The sequence below is a fragment of the Roseiconus nitratireducens genome (assembly GCF_008629675.1).
Lineage (GTDB): Bacteria > Planctomycetota > Planctomycetia > Pirellulales > Pirellulaceae > Stieleria > Stieleria nitratireducens.
This window is the reverse complement of sequence record NZ_VWOX01000001.1, coordinates 756,148-779,773: the sequence shown is the minus strand read 5'-3', so window position 1 is coordinate 779,773 and position 23,626 is coordinate 756,148. Positions and strand designations below refer to the sequence as shown.

At 59.6% G+C, this 23,626-nt stretch carries 21 protein-coding genes; 14 read left to right on the top strand and 7 right to left on the bottom strand.

The genetic code is table 11. The features are described 5' to 3' along the window. Positions 1 to 125 precede the first annotated feature (125 nt). The 3 genes from FYK55_RS02555 to FYK55_RS02545 form a co-directional block, all read right to left on the bottom strand. A complete protein-coding gene (locus tag FYK55_RS02555) occupies positions 126 to 1,490 on the bottom strand; it encodes a Gfo/Idh/MocA family protein (RefSeq protein WP_150074500.1) in 1,365 nt (454 codons plus the stop codon). 183 nt (positions 1,491 to 1,673) lie between these two features. Next, a complete protein-coding gene (locus FYK55_RS02550; protein WP_150074498.1) occupies positions 1,674 to 2,570 on the bottom strand; it encodes a sugar phosphate isomerase/epimerase family protein in 897 nt (298 codons plus the stop codon). 109 nt (positions 2,571 to 2,679) lie between these two features. Then, positions 2,680 to 3,087 (bottom strand): hypothetical protein, encoded by a 408-nt coding sequence (locus tag FYK55_RS02545; protein WP_150074496.1) that lies wholly within the window; start codon positions 3,085 to 3,087, stop codon positions 2,680 to 2,682. 308 nt (positions 3,088 to 3,395) lie between these two features. Between FYK55_RS02545 and FYK55_RS02540 the strand changes: the two genes are divergently transcribed. Further along, positions 3,396 to 3,959, top strand: a complete 564-nt coding sequence (locus FYK55_RS02540; RefSeq protein WP_150074494.1) for a hypothetical protein — start codon at positions 3,396 to 3,398, stop codon at positions 3,957 to 3,959. A gap of 70 nt (positions 3,960 to 4,029) precedes the next feature. On the opposite strand, the gene FYK55_RS02535 is transcribed toward FYK55_RS02540, so the two are convergent. Then, positions 4,030 to 4,968 (bottom strand): LysR family transcriptional regulator, encoded by a 939-nt coding sequence (locus FYK55_RS02535; protein WP_161604261.1) that lies wholly within the window; start codon positions 4,966 to 4,968, stop codon positions 4,030 to 4,032. Positions 4,969 to 5,181: 213 nt separating this feature from the next. Here FYK55_RS02535 and FYK55_RS02530 point away from each other — a divergent pair, with 213 nt between their 5' ends. The 9 genes from FYK55_RS02530 (at position 5,182) to FYK55_RS02490 (ending at position 14,756) form a co-directional block, all read left to right on the top strand. Then, positions 5,182 to 6,738: an arylsulfatase gene (locus FYK55_RS02530; protein ID WP_150074491.1), complete on the top strand. Its 1,557-nt coding sequence runs from the start codon at positions 5,182 to 5,184 to the stop codon at positions 6,736 to 6,738. A 605-nt stretch (positions 6,739 to 7,343) separates the two neighbouring features. Beyond that, complete coding sequence (locus FYK55_RS02525; protein ID WP_150074489.1) at positions 7,344 to 8,303, top strand: AAA family ATPase; 960 nt, start codon at positions 7,344 to 7,346, stop codon at positions 8,301 to 8,303. A gap of 74 nt (positions 8,304 to 8,377) precedes the next feature. Next, positions 8,378 to 9,292, top strand: coding sequence for a DUF58 domain-containing protein (locus tag FYK55_RS02520; protein WP_150074487.1), 915 nt, complete (start codon positions 8,378 to 8,380; stop codon positions 9,290 to 9,292). A gap of 1 nt (position 9,293) precedes the next feature. Further along, positions 9,294 to 9,836, top strand: coding sequence for a DUF4381 domain-containing protein (locus FYK55_RS02515; RefSeq protein ID WP_150074485.1), 543 nt, complete (start codon positions 9,294 to 9,296; stop codon positions 9,834 to 9,836). Beyond that, positions 9,823 to 10,866, top strand: coding sequence for a VWA domain-containing protein (locus FYK55_RS02510; RefSeq protein ID WP_150074483.1), 1,044 nt, complete (start codon positions 9,823 to 9,825; stop codon positions 10,864 to 10,866). Before FYK55_RS02515 ends, FYK55_RS02510 begins: the two co-directional genes overlap by 14 nt. Beyond that, positions 10,863 to 11,801 carry a vWA domain-containing protein gene (locus FYK55_RS02505; protein WP_150074481.1) on the top strand — a complete coding sequence of 313 codons (939 nt, stop codon included), beginning with the start codon at positions 10,863 to 10,865 and terminating at the stop codon, positions 11,799 to 11,801. The genes FYK55_RS02510 and FYK55_RS02505 overlap by 4 nt, the downstream gene beginning before the upstream one ends. Next, positions 11,798 to 12,409 carry a tetratricopeptide repeat protein gene (locus FYK55_RS02500; RefSeq protein WP_150074479.1) on the top strand — a complete coding sequence of 204 codons (612 nt, stop codon included), beginning with the start codon at positions 11,798 to 11,800 and terminating at the stop codon, positions 12,407 to 12,409. Before FYK55_RS02505 ends, FYK55_RS02500 begins: the two co-directional genes overlap by 4 nt. 86 nt (positions 12,410 to 12,495) lie before the next feature. Then, complete coding sequence (locus FYK55_RS02495; RefSeq protein ID WP_161604260.1) at positions 12,496 to 13,656, top strand: BatD family protein; 1,161 nt, start codon at positions 12,496 to 12,498, stop codon at positions 13,654 to 13,656. Positions 13,657 to 13,685: 29 nt separating this feature from the next. Continuing rightward, complete coding sequence (locus FYK55_RS02490; protein WP_235908366.1) at positions 13,686 to 14,756, top strand: transporter; 1,071 nt, start codon at positions 13,686 to 13,688, stop codon at positions 14,754 to 14,756. Between the two features lie 166 nt (positions 14,757 to 14,922). Here the strand turns inward: FYK55_RS02490 and FYK55_RS02485 are convergent, their stop codons facing one another. Together FYK55_RS02485 and FYK55_RS02480 are read right to left on the bottom strand one after the other, a co-directional pair. Then, entirely contained in the window at positions 14,923 to 16,035 is a 1,113-nt protein-coding gene (locus FYK55_RS02485; RefSeq protein WP_161604259.1) for a DUF4185 domain-containing protein, read from the bottom strand. Between the two features lie 118 nt (positions 16,036 to 16,153). After that, on the bottom strand, positions 16,154 to 17,560 hold the full coding sequence (locus FYK55_RS02480) for a putative collagen-binding domain-containing protein (protein WP_150074474.1): 1,407 nt from the start codon (positions 17,558 to 17,560) through the stop codon (positions 16,154 to 16,156). Between the two features lie 298 nt (positions 17,561 to 17,858). On the opposite strand from FYK55_RS02480, the gene FYK55_RS02475 reads away from it, so the two are divergent. From FYK55_RS02475 to FYK55_RS02460, 4 genes are all read left to right on the top strand, one after another. Next, positions 17,859 to 18,707 carry a hypothetical protein gene (locus FYK55_RS02475; protein WP_150074472.1) on the top strand — a complete coding sequence of 283 codons (849 nt, stop codon included), beginning with the start codon at positions 17,859 to 17,861 and terminating at the stop codon, positions 18,705 to 18,707. A 26-nt stretch (positions 18,708 to 18,733) separates the two neighbouring features. Continuing rightward, positions 18,734 to 20,293 carry a sulfatase family protein gene (locus FYK55_RS02470; protein ID WP_150074470.1) on the top strand — a complete coding sequence of 520 codons (1,560 nt, stop codon included), beginning with the start codon at positions 18,734 to 18,736 and terminating at the stop codon, positions 20,291 to 20,293. 370 nt (positions 20,294 to 20,663) lie between these two features. Then, positions 20,664 to 22,040 carry an NAD-dependent succinate-semialdehyde dehydrogenase gene (locus FYK55_RS02465; protein ID WP_150074468.1) on the top strand — a complete coding sequence of 459 codons (1,377 nt, stop codon included), beginning with the start codon at positions 20,664 to 20,666 and terminating at the stop codon, positions 22,038 to 22,040. Continuing rightward, positions 22,037 to 22,810, top strand: coding sequence for an SDR family NAD(P)-dependent oxidoreductase (locus FYK55_RS02460; protein WP_150074466.1), 774 nt, complete (start codon positions 22,037 to 22,039; stop codon positions 22,808 to 22,810). Before FYK55_RS02465 ends, FYK55_RS02460 begins: the two co-directional genes overlap by 4 nt. Before the next feature lie 564 nt (positions 22,811 to 23,374). Here FYK55_RS02460 and FYK55_RS29575 read toward each other — a convergent pair. After that, a complete protein-coding gene (locus FYK55_RS29575; RefSeq protein WP_150074465.1) occupies positions 23,375 to 23,587 on the bottom strand; it encodes a hypothetical protein in 213 nt (70 codons plus the stop codon). Between the last annotated feature and the right edge of the window lie 39 nt (positions 23,588 to 23,626).

Below are 23,626 nucleotides of genomic sequence, written 5' to 3'. Positions count from 1 at the left end.
CCGCGGCTAGCGTCGTGCGGCTCATGCAAAATGTCACTATTCGGCTATGAACCGCCGCCATCAAAAGATCGCCGTTCCGGAGGTGCCACTCGGTCTTGCCGGTCGATACGGACGATCTTGTCCGTTCAGACGGTCACCCAGTCGGGCTCCCAACCGGCAACGTACTCCTTGCTCAAGTACCGGGTTGCCTCCGTTGAATTACTGATCCGCATGGCTTCGGCATCCCATTGCAAGGTTTCTCCGGGAAAGCGAATGGCCACGGTGCCCAGCAACACGGCCTCGCTGAGCGGGCCCGAGTAATCGAAGGATGACGTCGTCGTTCCCAAACCGCGGCAGGCGTCGGCCCATTGCACGTAATGATCGACGCCTTCAACGACCGGCAACGGGGATTCGCCGTCGCCCTCGGATGGAAACAAGTGTGGCATCGCCACGTGTGGAATCACCAGTGTTCCCTTCTCTCCGATCAGCAGCGAACCGGCAGAAGGCAGATCAAAGGAGCCGGGGAGATGTTCGGTCACCTCGTGCGGCGGTCGAACGCCGACCGCGTCGTACCACGTGACCGCGATGGATTCGCCGCTGGTTCGGGCGGTGCCGGGAAAGCGGTAGCGGACCGTGGCCCGATCGGTCCACGTTTCCGGCTTCAGGGGCGGCGCTTCGGCGACCAGTTCGATCGGCGCGGTCAGCTGCAGAGCCTGAAAGACCGGATCCAGCAAGTGGCATCCGAAGTCGCCGAGTTGCCCGGTTCCGTAGGCCTGCCATCCGCGCCAGTTGAACGGGTGATACAGACCCTTTTTGTACGGGCGTCGCGGTGCCACCCCCTGCCACAAGTCCCAGCGGACATGCGCCGGCACGGGATCGGAACCTTCCGGACGCAACAAGTGACGGGGCCAACGTGGCGAACCGGCTTGCCAGGTGTGTACCTCCTTGACCTTGCCGATGGCACCGTCATGGACGGCTCGCACCGCGGTTCGGTAGGCCGTGTGAGACTGAATTTGGTTGCCCATCTGCGTGATCACGCCCTGACGCTTGGCGGCAAGACGCATCTGTCGCGATTCGAAAACCGTATGGGTCAGCGGCTTCTGGCAAAACACATGTTTGCCCAACTGCATCGATGCCAACGCCACCGGGGCATGCATGAAGTCCGGTGTGGAGACAATGACCGCATCGACGTCCGCGGGTTGTGAAAGCATCTCGCGCCAATCGGCGAACCGTTTCGCTGAGGAATACTTTTCCGCGGCTCGTCCCAAATGTTGCTCGGAATCGTCGATGTCGCAGAGCGCCACCACCTGGACAACCGGGCTGGCAGCAACGCCATTCAGATCGCTCCACCCTTTGCCGCCGGTCCCGACGCTGGCAACCCGCAGCCGTTCGTTGGCTCCCCACACACGTCGGTAGCTGAGGGCCGAAAGCGACGTCGCACCTCCGGCGATGGCAAGACGTTGGATCCATCCACGTCGCGACAATGGTTGCTCAATTTCCGATGGGGACATCACAAACCTCAAGGGCTGGGAAGGGCATTGGAATTCTCACAAGTCACTTCACCCTCCCACGAGGAAGTCGCGAAGCGACCACAGCAATCCGCTCCAGCGAGAGGCGAGGCAATCCGCCCCTCGCTGCGGTCGCCCCTCCTTGGTGAAGCAAAGCTGCATGACCTCCTTGCTGAAGCGTGTGCTTCAAAGACGTTCGCGGGCCTGTTCGAGGGCCAAGCGGGACGCATTCAGATTCGCGTAGCCGCCGAACTCGATACCGCAATAGCCGTGATACCCCGCGGCGAGAACGATCTTGAGCATGCGTTCGAAATCCAATGGCATCCGATTGCCTTGGTCATCCCAGACCTGATCCTTGACGGACACGCCCTTGGCCCAGGGCATCAACTTTTCGACGCCCCGGTAGGAATCGTAGGACTCGCCTTCACGGATCCTAAAGTTGCCGAAATCCGGCAAGGTCCCGCAGCGTTCATGGGCGACCCGTTCGATGACTTGGGCCAGCCAATCGGCGTTGCTGGACAATCCGCCGTGGTTTTCCACGATCACATTGATCTGTTGTTGAGCACCAAACTCGGTCAACTGGGACAGGCCATCGGCGGCAAGCCGAACCTGCTCATCCCAGGGTCCTTCGCTGGCCGCGTTGACGCGAATCGAATGACAGCCCAGATACTTAGCCGCGTCGATCCACTTGCGGTGATTCTCCACGGTCTTGTTTCGCTGCTCGCGATTCGGATCACCGATGCGGCCCTCATGGTCGCACATCAGGATCAAACTCTTCACGCCCAGATCGTCGGCCCGTTTCTTCATTTCCGCCAGGTAGGCCTGGTCGCGAGCCTTGTCCATGAAGAACTGATTGACGTACTCGACCGCGAAGATACCGTGGTCGCTGGCGACCTTCGCGAAATCCAAATGATCGATCTCGCCGGATTTCAGTTCCCGGTTGATGGTCCATTCGGCCAACGAGATCCGGAACTTGCCGGAATCTGCTTGTTGCCCGCACAGCGAACGTGTGCCGCTCAGCGACACTGCCGCGGCGACGCCTGAAAGAAAGGTTCGTCGCCGCAAAACGGAAGGTTGATTCATCAGGCCTGCTCGTCCTGTCCGGTGGGAATCAAATCAGAAAGTCCGCACCATCATAGACGACGCGCGTCGGGCGTGCCGCCTTCCAACCACCGTTTCGTTTGACCACCGTTTAGTGCGAATGCTTGTGGCGATGCCCCGGGAAGCGGCTTTCGTAGCGATGCCGTTCTCGAAAGTAGGGGTCGTTGAGCAGATCCGGCGCTCGAAACCGACCGGTGATGTAGGGATCGTGAACGTAGTTGTCGAATCGATAGGGATCGAATTGCCCCGGCCGCGGATAGTTGTAGTAGGGGTAGCTGCCGATGCCGATGCTGATCCCCGATGACGCCGTGGGGTAAGGCGTACGGTAGCGGTTCGGCACGGCGGCGCGGGCATGTTGGTGGCCGTGGTGCCCGTGGCCGCCCAAGAATTTCCCGGCGAATTCACGGTTCAACAGCCCGTCCTTGAAGAAGATTTGTGCATTCGCCTGGGCGCAATCAAACGCAACCACGGCGACCACGATAGCGATCAGTCGGACCATTCCAAATTCTCCATTGGCATCACGAGTACTTGTCCAACGAACGCTACCTCCCTGCGGACCGCTTCGGCGTGACATTGCCCCGATAAACCGCCAGGAAGCCTTTACCCGATCGCTGAATCGGCTACAGACGCGACCACATGATTTTTTCCAATTCCATTCAATTTCGCCGCGGTTTCTGCCGCGAACCCTGACAGGTTTGCCCCGCTCGTTTTCTTCCGCAGCGCTGATAGCGATTTGATAGACTGCAAGCGAGGAGCGTGCGTGCTCCCGAACCGAAACCGATCACTCGTTGCGAAAGGGTAAAGGCCATGTGTGGAGCATTCCGATTGATGCGGACAACCTTGGGGATTGCCGCCCTGTCGATGATCTCGCTAAGCGGTTGCAATCGAGACGAAGCCGTCGACGCGATGCGGAGCGCCGAGGAAACCGCAAAGTCGACCGCCGATGCCGTCGCGCAGGGTGCCGGAGAGACCTTGAAAGAGGGCGAAGCGATGGCCAGTCAGGCGGCCGAAGAAGGCAAGAAGCAAGCCGACCAGGCCGTTGAAAAGGGCAAACAAATGGCCAGCGACCTGAGCGACAAAGCCATGGCCTTCCTGAATCCGCTGAAAGAGAAATTGAGCAACCTGGACGAACTGAAAGATTCACCGGAAAAGCTCAAGACCGCCGTCGACGACTTGATCGAAACGATTGAGAGCAAGGCGGAAGGCATCACGCTGCCGGAGTCGATGAGCAACGCGGTGGCGACGATCAAGGAGAAATTGGTTGCCTTGAAGGAATACCTGGAAGGCGAAGTCGAGCAGGCGAAGATCGACGAAAAGATTGCGGAGATCACCGACACGGTGAAGAACAAGCTGTCCATGTCCGACAAGTGACATTGGCGATCAACCGTCGCCAGACCGTTGCGGCGGATCTGGGCGAATCTGATTGTTGCGACTGATCCGTTCAATGCAGCGGATCGGACCGTCGCGCGGCAAGGTCTTGGATTGCGGCTATGACTTTGTTCGCCAACGGCGAGGCCCGATGCGTCTGGCGCTGCACGATCCCGGCATTGGTTCTCAGCGTCGGTGCATCCACCGGCAGGACAACCACGTCGCCCCGCGACAGTTCCTCGCGAATGGTTGCTGCCAGCGCAACGCTGATGCAGTTGCCGGACATCACCATTTGCTTCAGCATGGAATAGTTCTCACACTGCACCGTGGGCAAGGATGAACCTCGCTGGGAGTCCTCCTCGGAACCGACCTGCGAGAACCAGTCAATCGCCCACGCTGGCATCTTTGGTGTGACCAGAGGGAAGGATCGCAAATCGCTTCGCCCAACCGTCCCGCGACGGGCCAGCGGATGATTGGCGCGACAAAACCAGACAAACTCCTCCACCGGAAGTGGTGTGCAGGAAAGCGCGTCATCAAGATCGGCTCGTGTCATGTCCGCGACGAAGAAGTCGACCTCTCCGGACACCAACCATTCGGTCAGTTGGCCCCAGTGGTCGACGCGAACACTGATCTGGGTGGCCGGATGCTGCTCGGCCACGGCTGCCAACGCCTGCGTCACGTAGGATTCGGCCATCGCCGGACCGACTCCCACACTGACGCTGCCGATCTCAACGCCACGGAGCAAATCGACCGAGCGGTGCAAGTCTTGGACGCCGGCGATGATTCGCGCCGCGTGAGCGACGACGGCGGCACCGATCTCCGTCGGCTCCACCCCGATCGCACCACGATGAAAAAGTGGGGCGTCGATTTTGGCCTCCAATTTTTGAATGGACTTGCTGAGCGCCGACTGGCTGATTTCCAGAGCGCCGGCGGCACGTCCGAAATGGCGGTGCTCGTCAAGTGCCAACAGATTTCTCAATTCGCGTAGCTCGACCATCAGAACCCCGTGCACCGATTCGAATCCGGAATCAACCGATTCCCATGAGGAATGCCTTTTTGGAGATTTCTCCTGCGAAAAGCTTGCTCGGCTCATGGCCCTGCGTAAAGGTCCCCCATAATGACGGAGGCCCGACAAGATGTAGCCGGTCTGGTGTTTCCAACCGCGTTTGAGGGCCCTTTCAACTTTCGACTCATCAAACCAAATCGCTCGCTACGAGGTTGCAACATGTCACGATTTGCTGCGTTTCTCACCTGCCTGTGTCTCTTGCCAACGGCAAGCCTGCTCCAGGCTCAGGATAAGCCCAACATTGTGGTCATCTGGGGTGACGACATCGGTGTTCATAATATCAGTGCCTACAACCACGGGATCATGGGCTACAAAACGCCCAATATTGACAGCCTGGCGCGGGAGGGCGCGATGTTCACCGACGCCTACGCACAACAAAGTTGCACGGCCGGTCGCGCGTCCTTCATCCTGGGGCAACACCCCTTTCGAACCGGACTGCTGACCATCGGCATGCCCGGCAGCGACCACGGGATCCCCGATTGGACGCCCACCATTGCCGACCTGCTGAAGGAACAGGGCTACACAACCGGTCAGTTCGGAAAGAATCACCTGGGTGACCAGGACAAGCACCTGCCGACCAACCACGGATTCGATGAGTTCTACGGCAACCTCTATCACCTGAACGCTGAAGAAGAGCCGGAGACGTATTACTATCCCAAGGATCCCGAGTTCCGAAAGAAGTACGGCCCCCGTGGTGTGATCCACTCCTTTGCCGACGGGCGGATCGAAGACACCGGACCGTTGACACGTGAGCGGATGGAAACGATCGATGAAGAAGTCCACACCAAAGCGATGGACTTCCTGGAGCGAGGCGTCAAAGCCGATAAGCCGACGTTCGTCTGGTACAACTCCACCCGGATGCACGTCTGGACACACCTGAAGAAAGAATCGCAAGGCAAAACCGGCATCGGTTTGTACCCCGACGGGATGGTCGAACACGACGACTACGTCGGCAAGGTCCTGAAGAAGATCGACGACCTGGGCATCAAAGACAACACCATCGTGATCTACAGCACCGACAACGGTGCGGAAACTTTCTCCTGGCCCGACGGCGGAATCACTCCGTTTCATGGGGAGAAAGGAACGACCTGGGAGGGAGGCTTCCGTGTCCCGTTGCTGGTTCGGTGGCCGGGCGTGATCAAACCGGGAACCACCTACAACGACATCATCTCCCAGGAAGATTGGATGCCGACGCTGGTAGCCGCAGCGGGAGAACCCAATGTGGTCTCGAAACTGAAAGAGGGTTACACCGCCAACGGCAAGGAATTCAAGGTTCACCCGGATGGCTACAACTTCATGCCGTTCTTCAAGGGCGAGGCAAAGGAGAGCCCGCGCAACGAGATTTATTATTTCAGTCAGGGCGGAGAACTGAACGCGATCCGGGTCAAGAATTGGAAGATCCACTTTGCGATCATCAAAGGAAACATTGCAACCGGCGTGCGCGAGACTCCGGGTTGGCCGCTGATCATCAATCTCCGAGCCGACCCTTACGAAAAGATGTGGAAGGAAGGTGAATTGGGATACTTCCGCTGGTACGCCGACAACATGTGGACCTTCGTTCCGGCGCAGCAATACATCCAGAAGTTTCTCGCCACCATCCCGAACTACCCCTATCAGACCGGCTCCAGCTTGAATGCGGCGGGAATCAATTACCAATCGTTGAAGGCTCAGGAAGCCCTCAAGAAGCTTGAGACGTTGGAGTACCCACGGAACTAGGCTTTGTCTGAGAACGAGTAGCTACGCTCGCCAGAGCGTGGCTTTCTGCCGCGTGGCGCGACAGCACTGACGGTGTTACATCACGGTGTTTTTGATTGAAAGTGGCGCTGTCAAGCTAGTGGTTCATCCAGCCAGGATTAGTGACCAGCATTTCGCCACTTCACCCTCCCGCTTGCGGGAGGGTCGGAGGCGAGGCACGAGACTCCGGGGAGGGCAGAACCTGAAGCGAATGTCAGCAACGCATGGCTCAGCAATCACCCTCCCCGCGTCGTCGCAAGCTCCTCCGCGACCCTCCCGCTCGCGGGAGGGTGAACCAGAGAACGCCTGACATTGATCGCTAGATGGACCTCTGCGGAATTGCCCCAAATCTGCAGAGCAGTTGATCCGCTCGGCTTTGTCCGACAACCATGACCAAGGCCGTGCCGATCATCTCGGCACGACCTTGGTTTCGTTTTCCGAATCCGGCGTGGTTCCGATGATCCTGCGATGCGAAGCCGCGGGGATTGCCGGCCGCGGTGCGGGTTCTCATGTCAGATGATGCTACACTGCGTGTCCTTTCCGCCAGAGAGGAATGCGTTTTCACCACACACGCCAAGAGTTGAAGGATGGGGCCACGCGAATCGGTTCTGGAAATCTCCGCTCAGATGAACGCCGCCGTCATCGGACAGCAGCAGGTGGTCGATCGAATCCTGATCGCCTTGCTGGCCGACGGTCACGTTTTGATGGAAGGATTGCCCGGCACCGCAAAGACCCGGAGCGTTAAAACGCTTTCGCGTCTGGTTGAGAGCGAATTTGGACGCGTCCAGTTCACGCCGGACCTGCTGCCGTCGGACGTGACCGGTTCTGAAATCTACCGCGAGCAGACGGCCACCTTCGATTTCCAGCCGGGTCCGATTTTTGGCAACTTGATTTTGGCGGACGAGATCAATCGCGCCCCCGCCAAGGTTCAATCGTCCTTGTTGGAAGCGATGGAAGAGCGGCAAGTCACCGTCGCTTCACAAACTCACAAGCTGCCGGACCTGTTCCTGGTGATGGCCACCCAGAACCCGATCGAGCAGGAGGGCACTTACCCGCTGCCGGAAGCCCAGATGGACCGGTTCCTGTTGTACGTCCGCGTCGATTACCCCGACGGCGACGATGAATCGGCGATCCTGCGGCTGGTCCGCGGCGAGAAATCCGGGTCGGGCCCCGAAGCACCACCCCCGGTGCCCCAGGAAGTCATCTTCCAGGCGCGCAAGGAGGTCCAGGGGATCCACGTCGCCGAGGCCGCGGAGCAGTACATGGTCGACCTGGTGCTGGCGACTCGTCACCCTCAACGGTACGAAGGCGAATTGCCCAATTGGATCCGATTGGGCGCCAGCCCACGTGGCACCTTGGCCCTCGACGCGGCCGCGCGGGCGCACGCCTGGCTGCAAGGCCAAGACTTCGTTTCCCCGGACGACATTCGCGCGGTCGCCCCGGCCTGCCTGGCCCATCGCGTCCACCTGACCTATCAAGCCGAGGCGGCCGGTGTGACACGCACCGACGTGATCGACGAATTGCTCCGTCAGGTGGTCCCGGTGTAGGCGAACACCCTCCGGCGGGGTCTCCGACCGATGCCGCCGAACGCCCATTTTCAATGCAAACCGAGACGGCATCGATGACTGGCCGCGTAACCGTCCAATTCCATGAAATGCTGCTACTGAAGGCCGATGCCCGCGGCTTTTCGCTGCTACCCCGGCAACCGGTCGGTTCCCTGTTGGCCGGTCGGCACGCTTCCAGGTTGCGCGGGCGCGGGCTCAGCTTCGAAGAACTGCGGCATTACCATCAAGGAGACGACATCCGATCGATGGATTGGAAGGCAACGGCCCGTTTGCGTTCCCCACACGTCCGCGTCTATACCGAAGAGCGAGAGCGGCCGGTGTTGCTGATCGTTGACCAGCGTGAATCGATGTTCTTTGGAAGCCGTCGCGCGATGAAGTCCGTTGCCGCCGCCGAACTGGCAGCCCTGGCGGCTTGGCGGGCACTCGACGCCGGCGATCGCGTCGGTGGGCTGGTGTTCAACAATGAAGTCATCGCGGAGGTCCGTCCCCATCGCAGCCAATCCCGCGTGTTGGAATTGTTTCACGAAATCGAACGGCTCAATCACCGACTTGCCGACTCGGAACCGATCGGCGGTGAGGTGTCGATCAACGCCTCGCTGGAATCAGCCGTCCGGATCGCCAAACACGATCATCTGGTGATCCTGATCAGCGACCTGACCGGCGCCGACGAACAAACACAACGCTTGGCAACGCAATTGGCCGCACACAATGATGTCTTGGTCGCCGCAATCTATGATCCTTTGGGAATCTCGCTCAGCGGCGCCCCCGGGATGTTGGCAAGTGATCGCGGGCAAATCTGGGAGATCTCCGACCACCCCGACTTTGAAAAGGACTTTCAAACGGCGTTTCAAAATCGATTGGATACCTGGCGTGAGATCTTTCGGCGGTTACGCGTTCCCGTGATGCCCGTCTCGGCCGCCCGCCCGGTTCCCGATCAAATTCGTTTGCTGTTCGGAAGTCGTGCCCATTGAAATGAACGACGAATCAACCAGCCTGGATCGCTTGAACGACATTGTCATGCCGCCGGACGTTCCCTGGTGGCCACCGGCACCGGGATGGTACGTCGTCATGATGATCGTCCTCGCGATCGTGATTGCCCTGCTGCTGAAACAGTGGCAACGATGGCGCGGCAACGCGTACCGCCGATCCGCTCTGAAACACTTGGAAACGACACGCTCTGCGGCGGGGATTTCCGAACTGCTGCGGCGCACGGCACTGGTGATCGCGTCGCGTTCGACCGTGGCGGGTTTGACCGGATCGGATTGGCCGAACTGGTTGGCGCGCCAGTGTCCCGATCCGATGCCCGAGGGCGTGAAATCCATCTTGGCCGGCCAGGTCTACCGGAGTCACGTGTACCGGAGTTCCGACGCCGATCCGGAGGTTTCGTCCACCGAGGTCCAGCTCCGCGACTACGCGGCAGCCTGGATCCGCCACCACCGGTCACCGCAGGACCCCGACAAGTCGTCGGACGGGAATCCGACTTTGCGTCCGGGGGCCGAACATGTTGGTGTTTGAATTCCCCTGGGTGTTCCTGCTGCTTCCCCTGCCCTGGGTGCTGCGAGCGGTCTTGCCGGCGCGACAGCGGCAGCGGGTTGCGGTGCGTGTTCCGTTCGGAGACCGAATCGCGCAAGCCCAGGGGGGAAAACGCTCTTCTCGCCCGCTCAATCGAGTCAGCCACCGTCGGTGGTTGCCGGCCTTGCTTTGGCTGCTGGTTTTGACATCGCTGGCGCGTCCGCAACGGATCCAGCCACCGCTGACAAAGGAGTTCCCCACCCGCGATCTGCTGCTGCTGGTTGATTTGTCCAGTTCGATGCAACAGGAAGACTTCACCAATGCCGCGGGTCAAAAGGTCGACCGCTTGGCTGCGGTCAAAGAGGTGCTCGGCGACTTCCTGGTCAAACGCGACGGCGACCGTGTCGGGCTGGTCGTGTTCGGCGACGCCCCCTACCTGCAAGCTCCCTTCTCGACGGACCTGCAACTTTCACGACGCCTGCTGGATGAATGTCAGGTCGGGATGGCCGGCCCCCGAACGTCCCTGGGCGATGCGATCGGATTGGGAGTCAATCTGTTCGACCAGAGCGACGCACCGGCAAAGACCATCATCGCTTTGACCGATGGGAACGACACGAAGAGTCAGGTCCCACCGGTGGAAGCGGCACGCGTTGCCAACCAACGTGACATCCACATCTACACCGTCGCCATCGGAGACCCGACCACCGTTGGCGAAGACAAGTTGGACGAACAAACCCTCCGCGACGTCGCGGAGGCCGCTGACGGTGACTACTTCTTCGCGGGTGATCGCGATACGCTGCAGGGGATCTACGACAAACTGGACCAGATCGAAACGCGACAGATCAAGACGGCGAGCTATCGACCGCGAAACGATCTTTTTTACGTCCCGTTGGCCGCCGGACTGCTGCTGTCATTGGTTGGTCGCGCGATCAGTATCGTCGCTTCTCACTCAGACCAAAAACGAGAATCGGTTCGGCAACGCCAGACCGTGGAGGTCAACCCGATCACGGGCGAGTTGGAGGTCAGCGGATGAAAGAGGTCCTGGCAGATTTTCATTTCCTTCGTCCTGCCTGGCTGCTGCTGTTGCCGCTGGTGATCGGTCTGTGGTGGCTGTGGCAACGCCGTTCCGATCCGCTCCACGGTTGGCGCCGACAAATGGACGCCACGCTGCTAAACGCCCTGTCGGTGGGCCGAGACCGCTTGCACGATCGAGACGCTCGCTGGCTGTTGGTGGGTTGGATTCTGGCCACCATTGCAATCGCCGGTCCCACTTGGCGACCGGAACCCAACCCGTTTGTCGAGGACGCGCAACCGTTGATGGTGCTGCTGAAAGCCGACCAGAGCATGAATCGGACACCGCCGGAACCGAATCGGTTGGAACGCGCCCAGCTGAAAATCAAAGACCTGGCAGCGTTGCGTCGCGGCCAGCCACTGGGACTGATCGCGTACGCGGGCTCGGCCCACTTGGTGCTGCCTCCCACCCGTGACACCGAGATCGTCGCCCAGATGGCCGCGGAGATCGGTCCCTCGGTGATGCCGGTCCCCGGCGATCGATTGGACCTTGCAATCCGCAAAGCCGCCGAAGTCCTGGATGGTTCCGACGGCGACGGTTCCCTGCTGGTGATCACCGACTCGGTGGAACAGGCTCCCAACCAGGTCGCCCAGGCGGTCTCGACCGGAACGCGACGGCCGATTCTGTTTCTGGCTGTGACTGGGCAGGAATCTCCCGAAACCGACTCCATCCGGCAAGCCGCTGCAGAAATCGACGCGAGAATCCAACCGCTGACGGTCGACGACACCGACCTGGAAGCCATCCGCGATTTCGCCGAACGCCGCGCCGCCGGTGGGGTGGCGGGAGAAAGCAGCCGCTGGCAGGAAGCCGGATATTGGCTGACGCCACTGCTGGCCTTGATTGTCGCGCTCTCATTTCGCCGCGAACAGTTGCAAACGGAGGTGAAGGAAACATGACCCAAACGCTCATTGGCATCGCGCTGTTGGCGATCGTTCCTCTGGCAAGCAACACCTGGATCGATTGGTGGTTGACGCCGGATCAACAGGGTGAACGTCTGATGCGTCGCCAAGAATACGAGCTTGCGGCGGAGGCCTACACCGATCCGTATCGCCAGGGTGTGGCGTGGTTCCGCGCGGGTGAATTTGAACGCGCCGCCCAGTCCTTCGCTCGGGTTTCAACCGCAGAGGCAAAGTACAACCTGGGCAATTGCTGGGTCATGCTGGGCAAGTACGACAAGGCCGTCGATGATTACGAGCAATCACTCCGGCTGCGCCCCGACTGGAAAGAGGCTCAAGAGAATCGAGACTTGGCGGCGGCGCGGGCCAAATTGGTCGAGCAGAAAGGCGGCGACATGGGCGACCAACAGATCGGCGCCGACGAAGTGGTGTTTGACAAAGACGCGAAAAAGGGCGGCCAGGAAACGGAAGTCGCAGGTTCCGAGGCGATGTCCGACGCCGCGATCCAGGCGATTTGGCTGCGACAAGTCCAAACCAAACCCGCCGATTTCCTGAAAGCGAAATTCGCGTTTCAGAACGCCCAAAGCAACGAAGGCGGCGAAGAATGAATCGAACAGCAAGCCAACGGTTCGGTCTTTGCCTCGCGTGTTTTCTTTCGCTCGCAGCCCAGACCGCCACAGCGGAAGTCGACCTTGTGAAAACCATCGTTGACCAACCACAGGTCTGGCAGGGCCAGCGGGCCTCTTTCGTCGTCCAACTTCGTTCACCGGGCCCGTTTGCCGGGGCCGCCAGCTTTACCATTCCCCAGGTCGCCAGAACGGTGATCGTCAAGATCGGAACCCCGGTCGTTTCATCCGAGCAAATCGAGGGTGACACCTGGTTCACCCAGGACCACGAGTTTGTCTTGTTCACGCAACAATCCGGTCGCGTCGAAGTCCCCGAGTTTGAAGTCCGTTTCGGTAGCCGGGACGGATTCACCGGACCGGTCAGCGAACAAATCCAGAAAGTGCCTCCGGTGACGTTTGACGTCCAGGCGCCACCCGGTGCGGACGAACTCGGGTTCCTGGTGACCACCGATCAGATCCAGGTGAGTCAATCCTGGGATCCGCAACCGGGCAAGGCGAAAGTCGGAGACGTTTACCATCGAACCATCACTCAAAGTGCCGACCAGGTGACGGGGATGGCCCTGGCACCACCGCCCACGACGGTGCCCGACGGGTTGCGAATCTACGCAGATTCCCCCGAGGTGAGCGACCGGACGGAGCGTGGTGCGTTCAGCGGTACCCGCCGCGACCGGTTGACCTACGTGATTCAAGAACCAGGAACGCTGACGCTTCCCGCAATCAAGTACGTTTGGTGGAACCCGAAAACAAAGCAGTATGGATCCCAAACCTTGCCAGCCGCCACCTTTGAAGTCGCCCCACCACCTCCGGTGGGATCGACGCCGGCGACCCGATCCACGTTTCCCTGGCAGATTCGCATCGGATTGGCCGTTGCAGCGGCCGCGCTGTTGGTCTGGCAACGGCGACGGATTCAAATGGCCGCACGGCGGTGGTGGCAAAGATTGAACCCGCCCACGCGTGCTGCTCGGCGAGCCGTGCTCCGCGCCGCCGCGGCAAATGACCCGGTCGCAGCCGAAACCGCGTGGCTCCGTTGGCAGAACTTGCAACCCCAACCGGTGCGGACCTCCGCAACGTTGCAACAGGCCGTCAGCGAACTTCATCGCCAACGTTATGGCGGGAACGCCGCTGGCACCTGGAACGGCCAACCGCTGCAACAGGCCTTCCGCGATCACCTCACCCGCCAGGAACGTGACATCGACCAACCGGATCCGCTTCCGCAGCTGAACCATTAGCAGCGCATTGATTCTCAGATGCAGCGGTGGTGAAACGCCACGCGGACCGTCGCAAGTTCACTGATCATTCCAACCCGCACGAACAGATTCTGTTCCACAGCGTGATCATCCGGCCGTGGCAGTGGCGTGCCGAAGCCCCACAGATGCGGACTGTGACGGCGGCGTTGAATTGCTCCATGAATGACTCGGCAACGACCGACGCTAATGAGGATGCCGCATTGAGGTGCGCATCCACTTCACGGCCTGCCGTCCAGCGAGGGATCGACGTGACCCGACCATCATTTACCGCATTCGCCTTCTGCGTCGCGTTCCTGTCCGCGATGTTGCCATCGGCCAACGCACAATTCCTGTTCCTGGGAAGCGAGTCCTCCGAGGAAGACGAAATCGAGACGGATCGAGACTCCTTCACGCCGTCGACCACCGTTGTCGGCGAGGGACGATTCGTCTTTGAGTCGGCGTATTCGTTCATCGACAACCGCGACGTTTCGGAAACACACAGCTACCCCGAAATCGTCGGTCGCTATGGGATCAGCGAGAACATCGAGCTGCGTTTCGGCTGGAACTACGAAGTCGGTGGCGCCGGCAATCCGATTTCGGGCAACGTCCCGGAAGAATTCGAGGAGGGCGCCGGCCTGGAGCGGGAAAGCCGAGTGCTGTACGGAGCCAAATTCTTCCTGGCCGAACAAGAAGGTTGGATGCCTGAGAGCTCGGTGATCTTGCAAGGCTACACGCCGACCAGCGGTGAGGCGAATGACAGCAGCGTCTCGGCCAGCTATGTCTTCGGGTGGGAACTGGCCAATTCCTGGGTCTGGGATTCCGCCCTCCGCTACAGCACCGGAAGCTTGGACGAAGACGATTTCAACGTCTGGTCGCCATCAACGGTCATCAAGATTCCGATCGGCGAACGCTGGAAAGCACACGCGGAATACTTCGGGGTCTACACCGAGGGCCGGGAAAGCGAGAGCAGCCAGTACTTTTTCAGCCCCGGGATCCACTACCTGGTCACGCCAAACTTTGAAGTCGGGACTCGAGTCGGCTGGGGACTCAACAACCAAGCGCCGAACTTCTTCAGCAACGTCGGTGTGGGACTACGCTACTAGGCTTTGTCTGAAAACGATTAGCTCTGGGGTCGACCATTTCTCCCTGCTGGAGAATTGTGGCATGTCGCCTAAAGGCTCCACACCAGCGCGTTGTTGGTGTGGAGCCTTTAGGCGACATGCATTGAAACGGACGGAAGTTCGGGTCCGAGGCTCCGGGACCGCCCGGCTATTCTGGCGAATGAAGCACGAACTTACCCTGAACGGTGTTCCAGGAATCATTGGTATTCTTTCCTGTGAAGATCATCGTGAACCTGGCGCCGTCATCGCTGATCCACTTTTGCGTGAAGTTCCAAAAGAACGTTGAGACTTCGACTTGGCCGTCTCCCCAGGCGTCTTCGTAGGCGATCGTCGTCCAGGGTCCCCACGGCTGGGGCGCGTCGAAGATCCCCAGCTTTCCGGCGTGCGACTGCGAATGCTCGGTGCACAGGAGGTAGCGGTTCAACCCCGCGTTGTAGATCACGCTCACGTTCCAGCCGACCCCCTCGGGATCCTCAAACACCGGTCGCTTTTTTCCAATGTCAGGTGACCATTGGGCCGATCCGTCGGCCGCAAAACCGCTGAAGAACTCGTAGCGTTCGCGTTGCAGGATCGACTGTCGGGGGACCCGCGCCAGATGGATCCGTCCCGGTTGGTGGACATCAAATCCGTGTGCGGTCTGCGGAAGTGAATCCGGCCCCCAAGTCGGCTCAATCAGGTAGCTGTAGACGAAATCGTCTCTCGCCCCCGCGTAGTCCTGGCCAAAGTTTAGAAAGGTCGGCACCGACAAACCGTCTTCAAAGGCGAACGTCCAACCGGCGCGCTCCCAGGTCGCTGCATGATCCGTTGATTTGGCGATCGCGCAGGATTTCATGTGCCTTGCCGGTTGCCCGGCGACCCACATCCACAGCACGCCGTCGATGCAAAGCATCCCGTAACTCTTTCCATCAAATTGGGCGGGGTGCCGAGGTTGGAATCCGCCCCAGACGTTCACTCCCACGTAGCCATCCGCGTCGCCTTCGATTCTCGCCACACCCAGCTTCACACGGCCCTTGCTGTTCGACCCGCCGAATCCGCCGCCATCGCCCCAAGCGGCATACAGGTGACCATCATCTGCCCAAGTCACCGGCCAATTGTCGCTGCCGGTAGCAAGTCGGCGATGCGTCGTGAAATCGAACTCCACCCCCGCAATCACCGCACTGGGCGGGTAGGGCGGTTGCTGTGCGTCGGCGGAGCACGGAGCCAGAATTCCACTGGCGACCAGAACAAGCAAGCTGCCAATGACACACGCAATTCGTTTCATTGATGTCTCCCCGCCGAAGTAATCAAGTTGGCCAACAGGTTCACGACACAAGGTCACTCGTGATCCTTCAGAGTTCAGACTGCCGGCGACCGTCTTCCGCGCCGTCATCGCCGCCCCGCTATTCCGGTGTTTCCGCAATCAGCACGGCCGCCCAATTCCCTTTTCCGGGAGGTGCCAGTGGCGTCTTTTGCTGGCCAGGAAGCGATTGCTGCGGCCCAAATTCGCCGGTATCAATGTCGATCCACTGCGTCTGGATCACGTTGTCCGAATCGGTCAAATCCAGCGTCACCTCGCCACCGGCCGGAAAGTAAACGGCGTAGGCGCGGCCCGTATCGGCAGCGCAATAGGCTTCGTTCGCCTGACGGTCCGACAGCAGATCATTGGCCGGCTGGATGGACCAGAGCGGAACGAGTGATTCCAACTTGCGAGCGGCACGGATGCAGGCAACGGCCTTGTCACTCAGCCCCAGTCCGGATTCGGGCCGATGGAATCGCATCGAAGCAGCGCCAGCTAGCAGGTGCCGCCAGAACCGCTCGATCCCATCCTGGTCGCTGTGACCAAACTTGTTGCCGCTGGCACCGTAGGTCTTTGTCGTGTTAATCGGCCGCGGGTGCTTTGACAAGTAGTCACGCACGAAAAGAAAATTATCCCAGTGCTTTTGTCCGCTGTTGTGATTGTTCTGGGAGACGTCGACAAAGTCGTATAGCTCCGGATGGTCGAACGTTTGCTTGTGGCGATCGGCGTGCAAATTCCAGTCATCCCACATTTCGGTGACGAACACCGTCTGGTTTTCACGCTGGGCCCGCTGTTTGATGAATCGAGCCCAATACCGTCCCCACTGCTCGTCGGCACGAGTTTCGTTGTCAATGCAATACAGCACGTGCCCGTAACGCAGTGTGTGATCGAGCAACTTGTTGACGAACCGTTGCTGGTACTTCAACAAAACCTCGTTGTTGCGCTGCTGGGGCGTGGTGAAAAAGAACGGCTGCCGATTCGTCCCCGGATGATCGGGATACGCCTTCGCCAAGCCAGATTCCTGAAACGTGTAGTTGACGTTGTTGGCGGGATTGTAGGGATGGATCTGCCAACGGTCGCCGCCGTTGTCAGAGTAATCGAATCGATCCCAGATCTCGATCTGCACGTAGATCCTTCGCTTGGCCGTCTCTCGCAGCAGTCTTTCCAAGCGAACCCAATATTCGTTGTTCCACTGGTCCAGGTCATATTTGCCGTCTTCAAGTTTTCGAAAGGGATAGACCTCGAATCCCTTGTCCTTGCGATCGCTCATCGTGTTGCGGATCACGTTGCCGCCGGAATCGGCCAGCCGATCAAGTTGAGCCAACAATGGCTGTTCCGGCCACTGAAACAGGTTGTCATCGTCACTGCCGCCCAGTAGCAATACCGGTTCGCCATCATCGCTCCAGTACCACGGATTATCACTCCAGGGGCGGATACTTGGCTGCCCGAAGGCAACCGCGGCGATCAACAGCTGCAAAAGAACCGAGACGGACCCAAGAAAGCATTTCATCGGTTGCGCTCATGTGCCTGGGAGATCAGAAAACGGCTTCGAAATCCGTCAGACTTTCGGTGAACGACGGTGCCACGAATGGGAGTCGCATCCCGAGCACCGATAGCGATTCGGCTCGGAGGATTCTGAGGGATCGTTGCCTGGGGATACTCGGCTGAATTTTATCAAATGATTCGCACGAGCATTGGTGTCGGAGATGGAACACGGTGGGTGCTCGCGGACGGAATCCTTTCCGCATTTGGCTTTGGGCGAATGGTCAAGACCGCGCGGGGGAGAGGATGCGATAGACTGGGGATCGGTGAAAGCATCTTCACCTCCGCCGCCAACCGTTCCGCGCGTCAACGAATCAGGGACTCCGCCGGTCATGGTCAAACCGATCTGCGTTTTCTTTGCACCGTTTGGTGCCCTGCTGATGGTTTCCTGCATCGCGTTGATCCCCTACCGGATGCTTTCGCTGGTCGCAGACAAACTGCAGCCCACCGCTGCCGCCATTGAATTCACTTCGTTGGAAGCGTACGGCGGCCTTGGTGCGGTGCTGTTTGGTTTGGGAATGGTCAGCTTGATGGTACTCCGACGCTTGCCAACAGAACTTGCTCGCAGGCTGTTGTTAGCCGCAGCGTTGCTGATGGTGGTTGCGGCCGTGTCCAATCTCTTCGGCGACTGGCTGATGTTTTCGGCCTTCCGTGATCTCGCGACGGCCTCATCGGTCGATCCCGATGGATTCCTCGATTCGTTTGAATCAGCCAAGTACCCGATGCTTGCCGGATACGGACTGCTTTTTTTGGCGACGTTGCTGATCGTCGCTGCCGCAATCTACACGAGTGACCTCCGAACACCGCTGCCCCGACTGTCAACGCTGGCCAGCATCATCAGTTTTGTCGTCCTGCTGCTGGCCGTTTTCTGGACTCAAACGGCGGCGTCCGCCTTTGGAGACGCGATCGCCGGGGAGAGCGTCGAGCCGAGTCGATTGGCAAGCAGCGTGAGTGGAGCGCTCAATGCGGACTTCCTGATCCAAGTCTCGGTCATTGGTTTCGCGCTGGCAACGTTGATCTTGGCAGTCAAGCGTCCCCCGGCATTGGAAACCAGCCCCATCGATTCTGGTCGAAACGCCCCCGTCGATCGCGCCGGTAACGACCCGACAAACTGAATCCCTCATCCAAGCAACAAAGCACCATGAGAATTGTTCGATGCATCGCGGCGGTTTTGGTCTGCACGCAACTGCACTCGCGGACATTGGCGGCTGATCCGACAGCGCGCCCGAACGTCCTGATCTTGTACGCAGACGACCTCGGCTATGGCGACCTGTCCATCCAAAACCCGGACTCCAAGATACCGACGCCGAATTTGGATCAATTGGCTCGGTCATCAATGCGGTTTACCGACGGGCATTCCTCGTCCGGCATTTGCACGCCCAGCCGCTACGCGTTGCTGACCGGACGCTACCACTGGCGAGATTTCCATGGGATCGTTGGCCCGATGGGAGCTTCAGTGTTCCAACCGGGACGGTTGACGCTGGCGGAGTTGTTTCAGCGTCATGGGTACACGACCGCATGCATCGGCAAATGGCATTTGGGCTGGGACTGGTCGGCGATCCGCAAACCGGACGCGGAACTTCAAGGCGACGGCAAGAAAAGATTCTTCGGCCCCGAAGCGTATGACTGGAGCAAGTCGATTCCCGACGGCCCGTTGGACCATGGGTTTGACGCCTACTTTGGGGATACGGTGATCAATTTCCCGCCCTACGCTTGGATCGAGAACGATCGATTGGTCAAACCGCCGGACACCATTCTGGATACGGACCAGTGGAAACCGATCAAGGAAGGCAACTGGGAATGCCGGCCGGGCCCCATGTGTTCGGACTGGGACCCTTACCAGGTTCTGCCAACGCTGGCCGAAAAAGGTGTGCAATACATTCGTTCGCACGCGTCGGCCAAGCAGCCGTTCTTCCTGTATTTCGCATTCCCCTCTCCCCACGCGCCCATCATTCCGAACGACCGTTTTGATGGAAAGTCCCAGGCGGGAGCTTACGGCGATTGCGTGGTCGAAACCGACGACGTGGCGGGCCGGTTGTTGCGAGCACTGAAAGATGCGGGCATCGACAATGACACCATCGTCTTCTTCTCCGCCGACAACGGACCAGAACATTACGCCTATCAACGCGACGCATCGTTCGACCACTGGTCTTCCTTTCCCTTTCGCGGGCTGAAACGCGACATCTACGAAGGCGGTCACCATGTGCCTTTCTTGATCCGCTGGCCGGGAATCACCAAATCGGGGAGCGTCTCGGAAGCTCTGGTCTCCCAAATCGATCTATTTGCAACGTTTGCCGAATTCTTGTCTGCCGATCTTCCCGACGATGCAGCCGAAGATTCGCATTCGCTGATGCCCCTGCTGCACGGTCAGTCGGACTCCGTTCGCGACTCCCACGTCCACAACACCCGGCAGGGGCACTACGCGTTTCGACAGGGAAACTGGGTGTTGATCGACACCAAGTCCGGCTACACCAGTCGACGATCCGAAGCGTGGGAGAAAAAGCATCACTACCCGCCGGGAGATGACGCACGGGTCCAGCTTTACAACTTGCGGAACGACATCGGCCAGCGCGAGAATGTTGCCGACCACCACGCCGACCGGGTCGCGGAGCTTCAAACAGAACTGCAGCGAATTCGGCAACAGGGACACTCCGCACCCCGTTTGAGCGGCACGTCCGAGTCGAGGGACTCCGGACGTTAGACCATTTTTTCGATGACGGTCGTCGCTCGACGGCAGAACGCGACGCTCCGGTGGGCGTCGCTACAGGTCGTCACACAAATCCCGGCTTCGCGTCCACTGGCTGGTCTTTGACCGCCGTGGCACTTCTCGACGCAGCACAGGGGCACGCGGAAGTCCCGATCTTTCCTCGCGGCGAATCAGACGGTTGCTGACACGGCTAACCCGTCGCGATAAACGACAAGCAGCGGGAGTGGCTCAGGAATTGCTCCACTGGAAGACTGGCCGCGGAAAGCCAAGCGGAGCAGTGCCGCCTTCGAACGGCTTGCCCTGCGTACCGGCCGGCTCCCCTGGACAGCTTCCCCCACAAGACGCCGCAACCCAAAGCAATTCCATGACCATTGTCAGCATCAACCCGGCAACCAACGAAACGCTTGAAACCTTTTCCCCCATCAACAAAGACGCGGTCATGGCGGCGATCGGGTCCGCCCACGACGCCTACCAGTCCTGGCGATGCCGTTCATTTGAGGACCGTAAAGACAAACTTTTGAAATTCGCTCAGCTGCTCCGCGCCGATGCCGACACCTATGCCCGGTTGATCACACAGGATATGGGCAAACGGATCAGCGAGAGCCACTACGAGATCGAGTATTGCGCCAACATTGCCGAGTTCTACGCGAACGGTGCCGAGCGATTCCTGGCGGACCAGCCCATGGAGGTGGAAGGCACCGACGCCTACCTGCACTATGAACCGCTGGGTGTCCTGCTGGGTGTGATGCCGTGGAACTTCCCGTTTTATCAGGTGGTCCGCTTCGCGACGCCCAACATCATGGCGGGAAACACGGTGTTGATAAAGCACGCCAGCAACGTTCCGCAGTGCGCGAAAGCGCTGGAAGACCTGTTCGCCGAATGCGGGCTACCCGCGGGCGTCTACACCAATCTGTTCATCCCCTCGGAATTCGTTGAAACCATCGTGTCAGATCGACGCGTTCAAGGCGTCTCCCTGACCGGCAGCGAACCAGCCGGCGCGGCCGTCGCAGCCATCGCGGGCAAAAACCTCAAACGCAGCGTCCTGGAACTGGGCGGCAACGACCCCTTCATCGTTCTGGAAGACGCCGATCTGGAATCCACGGTCGAACAGGCTGTCAAAGGTCGCATCGTCAATGCCGGACAGTCGTGTGTTGCATCCAAACGCTTCATCGTTGTGGAAGCTGTCGCCGAATCCTTCTTGTCAGCATTCAAGGAACAAATGGCTGCGTTGAAGCTGGGGGACCCGATGGATGACGACACGACACTTGCACCCCTGTCGACGGAGCAGGCCGCCGTCAAATTGCTGGAACAGGTTCAGTCGACGATTGACGCCGGTGCGACGGTCATCCTCGGTGGCGATCGTCCGAATCGTGACGGCGCGTACTTCAACCCAACCATCCTGACCGACATCACACCAGAGATGCCAACCTACGACCAGGAGCTTTTCGGGCCGGTGGCCAGCGTCTACGTCGTGGAGGATGAAGCCGCTGCGATCAAGCTTGCCAACGATTCTTCCTTCGGGCTGGGCGGAAGCGTGTTCACATCGAACATCGACCGCGGACGTCGCGTCGCCGAACAGATTGAAACCGGCATGATGTTCATCAATCAACCGACTCGGTCTCAGGCGGAGCTACCGTTCGGGGGCATCAAACACTCCGGCTACGGACGGGAGCTCTCGCATCTCGGCATCCTGGAGTTCGTCAACAAGAAACTGATCCACGTGGGGAAGAAAGATTCATGAGCCAAACTGTTCTCATCACGGGTGCCTCATCCGGAATCGGAAAGGATCTTGCGATTCAGTTTGCCAAAGGTGGCAACGATGTCGTGCTGGTTGCTCGTAGCGAAAGCAAGCTGCAGGATCTTGCCGAACAGATCCGTCAAGACTTTCATGTCGCTGCCACCGTGATCCGCAGCGACCTCGCAACCTCCGATGGAGTGGACCAACTCTGCAATCAACTGCGGGAGCAAGCGATTCATGTCGACACCCTGGTCAACAATGCGGGCTTCGGAGCATTGGGTCGGTTTTCCGAATTGTCCATCGATCGACAGACGGCCATGTTGATGGTCAACGTCGTTGCGTTGACCCGGCTGACGCGTGCCCTCCTGCCGGCGATGATCCGCCGCGGCGAGGGTGGCATTCTGAACGTGGGCTCCATCGCCGGTTACCAGGCCGGACCGAACATGTCCGTTTACTATGCGAGCAAGGCCTATGTGCTGTCGTTTACCGAGGGACTGCGCGAAGAGCTTGCCGGAACGGGCCTGCATGTCTGCTGTCTGGCACCGGGTGCCACGGAGTCGAATTTCGGTGACGATTCCGGAATGAGCAAGCTGGACATGTTCTCGTCGGCGACCATGTCGTCCGAAGCTGTCGCCAAGGCGGGCTACGAAGGGTACTGCGATAACGAAGACATCATCATCCCCGGCTGGAAAAACCGGTTGATGGTGAAATCGACCGCCCTGCTGCCCCGATCCGCGATGCGAAAACTGGTCGGAAAGATGCAGCGAGTTTAGTTCGGCATCGACGCGTTGAGGTCCTCACGCTCTTCAGCGTGGGTGGTATTGAGCATGCTGCCGTCTGGCGACGGCAGCTACGACGCACACTCGCTGGACGCGTTTCGATCAAAAGCATCATGAGCTGCGATGCAATGAGCGGCGAGGCGCTCGCCGCCGGTCGAAGCAAGAGAACCCGCGGCTAGCGCCACGCGGCTCACAAAAAGTCGTGCTGTCCACCAATCCATAACCGAAAGAGCGTCGATTGCCGCCGGCTGGCGACGGCAGCTACGACGCACACTCGCTGGACGCGTTTCGATCAAAAGCATCATGAGCTGCGATGCAATGAGCGGCGAGGCGCTCGCCGCCGGTCGAAGCAAGAGACCCCGCGGCTGGCGCCACGCGGCTCACAGGAAGTCGTGCTGTCCACCAATCCATAATCGAAAGAGCGTCGATTGCCGCCGTCTGGCGACGGCAGCTACCTGGACGCGTTTCGATCAAAAGCACCGTGATTTGCGATGCAAGGAGCGGCGAGGCGCTAGCCGCCGGTGGAAGCAAGAGAACCCGCGGCTGGCGCCACGCGGCTCACAAAAAGTCGTGCTGTCCACCAATCAATAGTCGAAAGAGCGTGGATTGCTGCCGGCTGGCGACGGCAGCTGCGTCGGTTTCGCGAAACGCCAGGCGGCAGGTGAGCAATTTCTTGCACGTTTTGACGATCGCCGCTGCCTCGTAGTAAAACGCATCACTTGCATCCCGACGCGACCGACTCTTCGGCGCCGCCCGGGAGTCACCGTTCACGAGACCCGATGGATGGCTGCCGGAAAGCTGCACAACGGC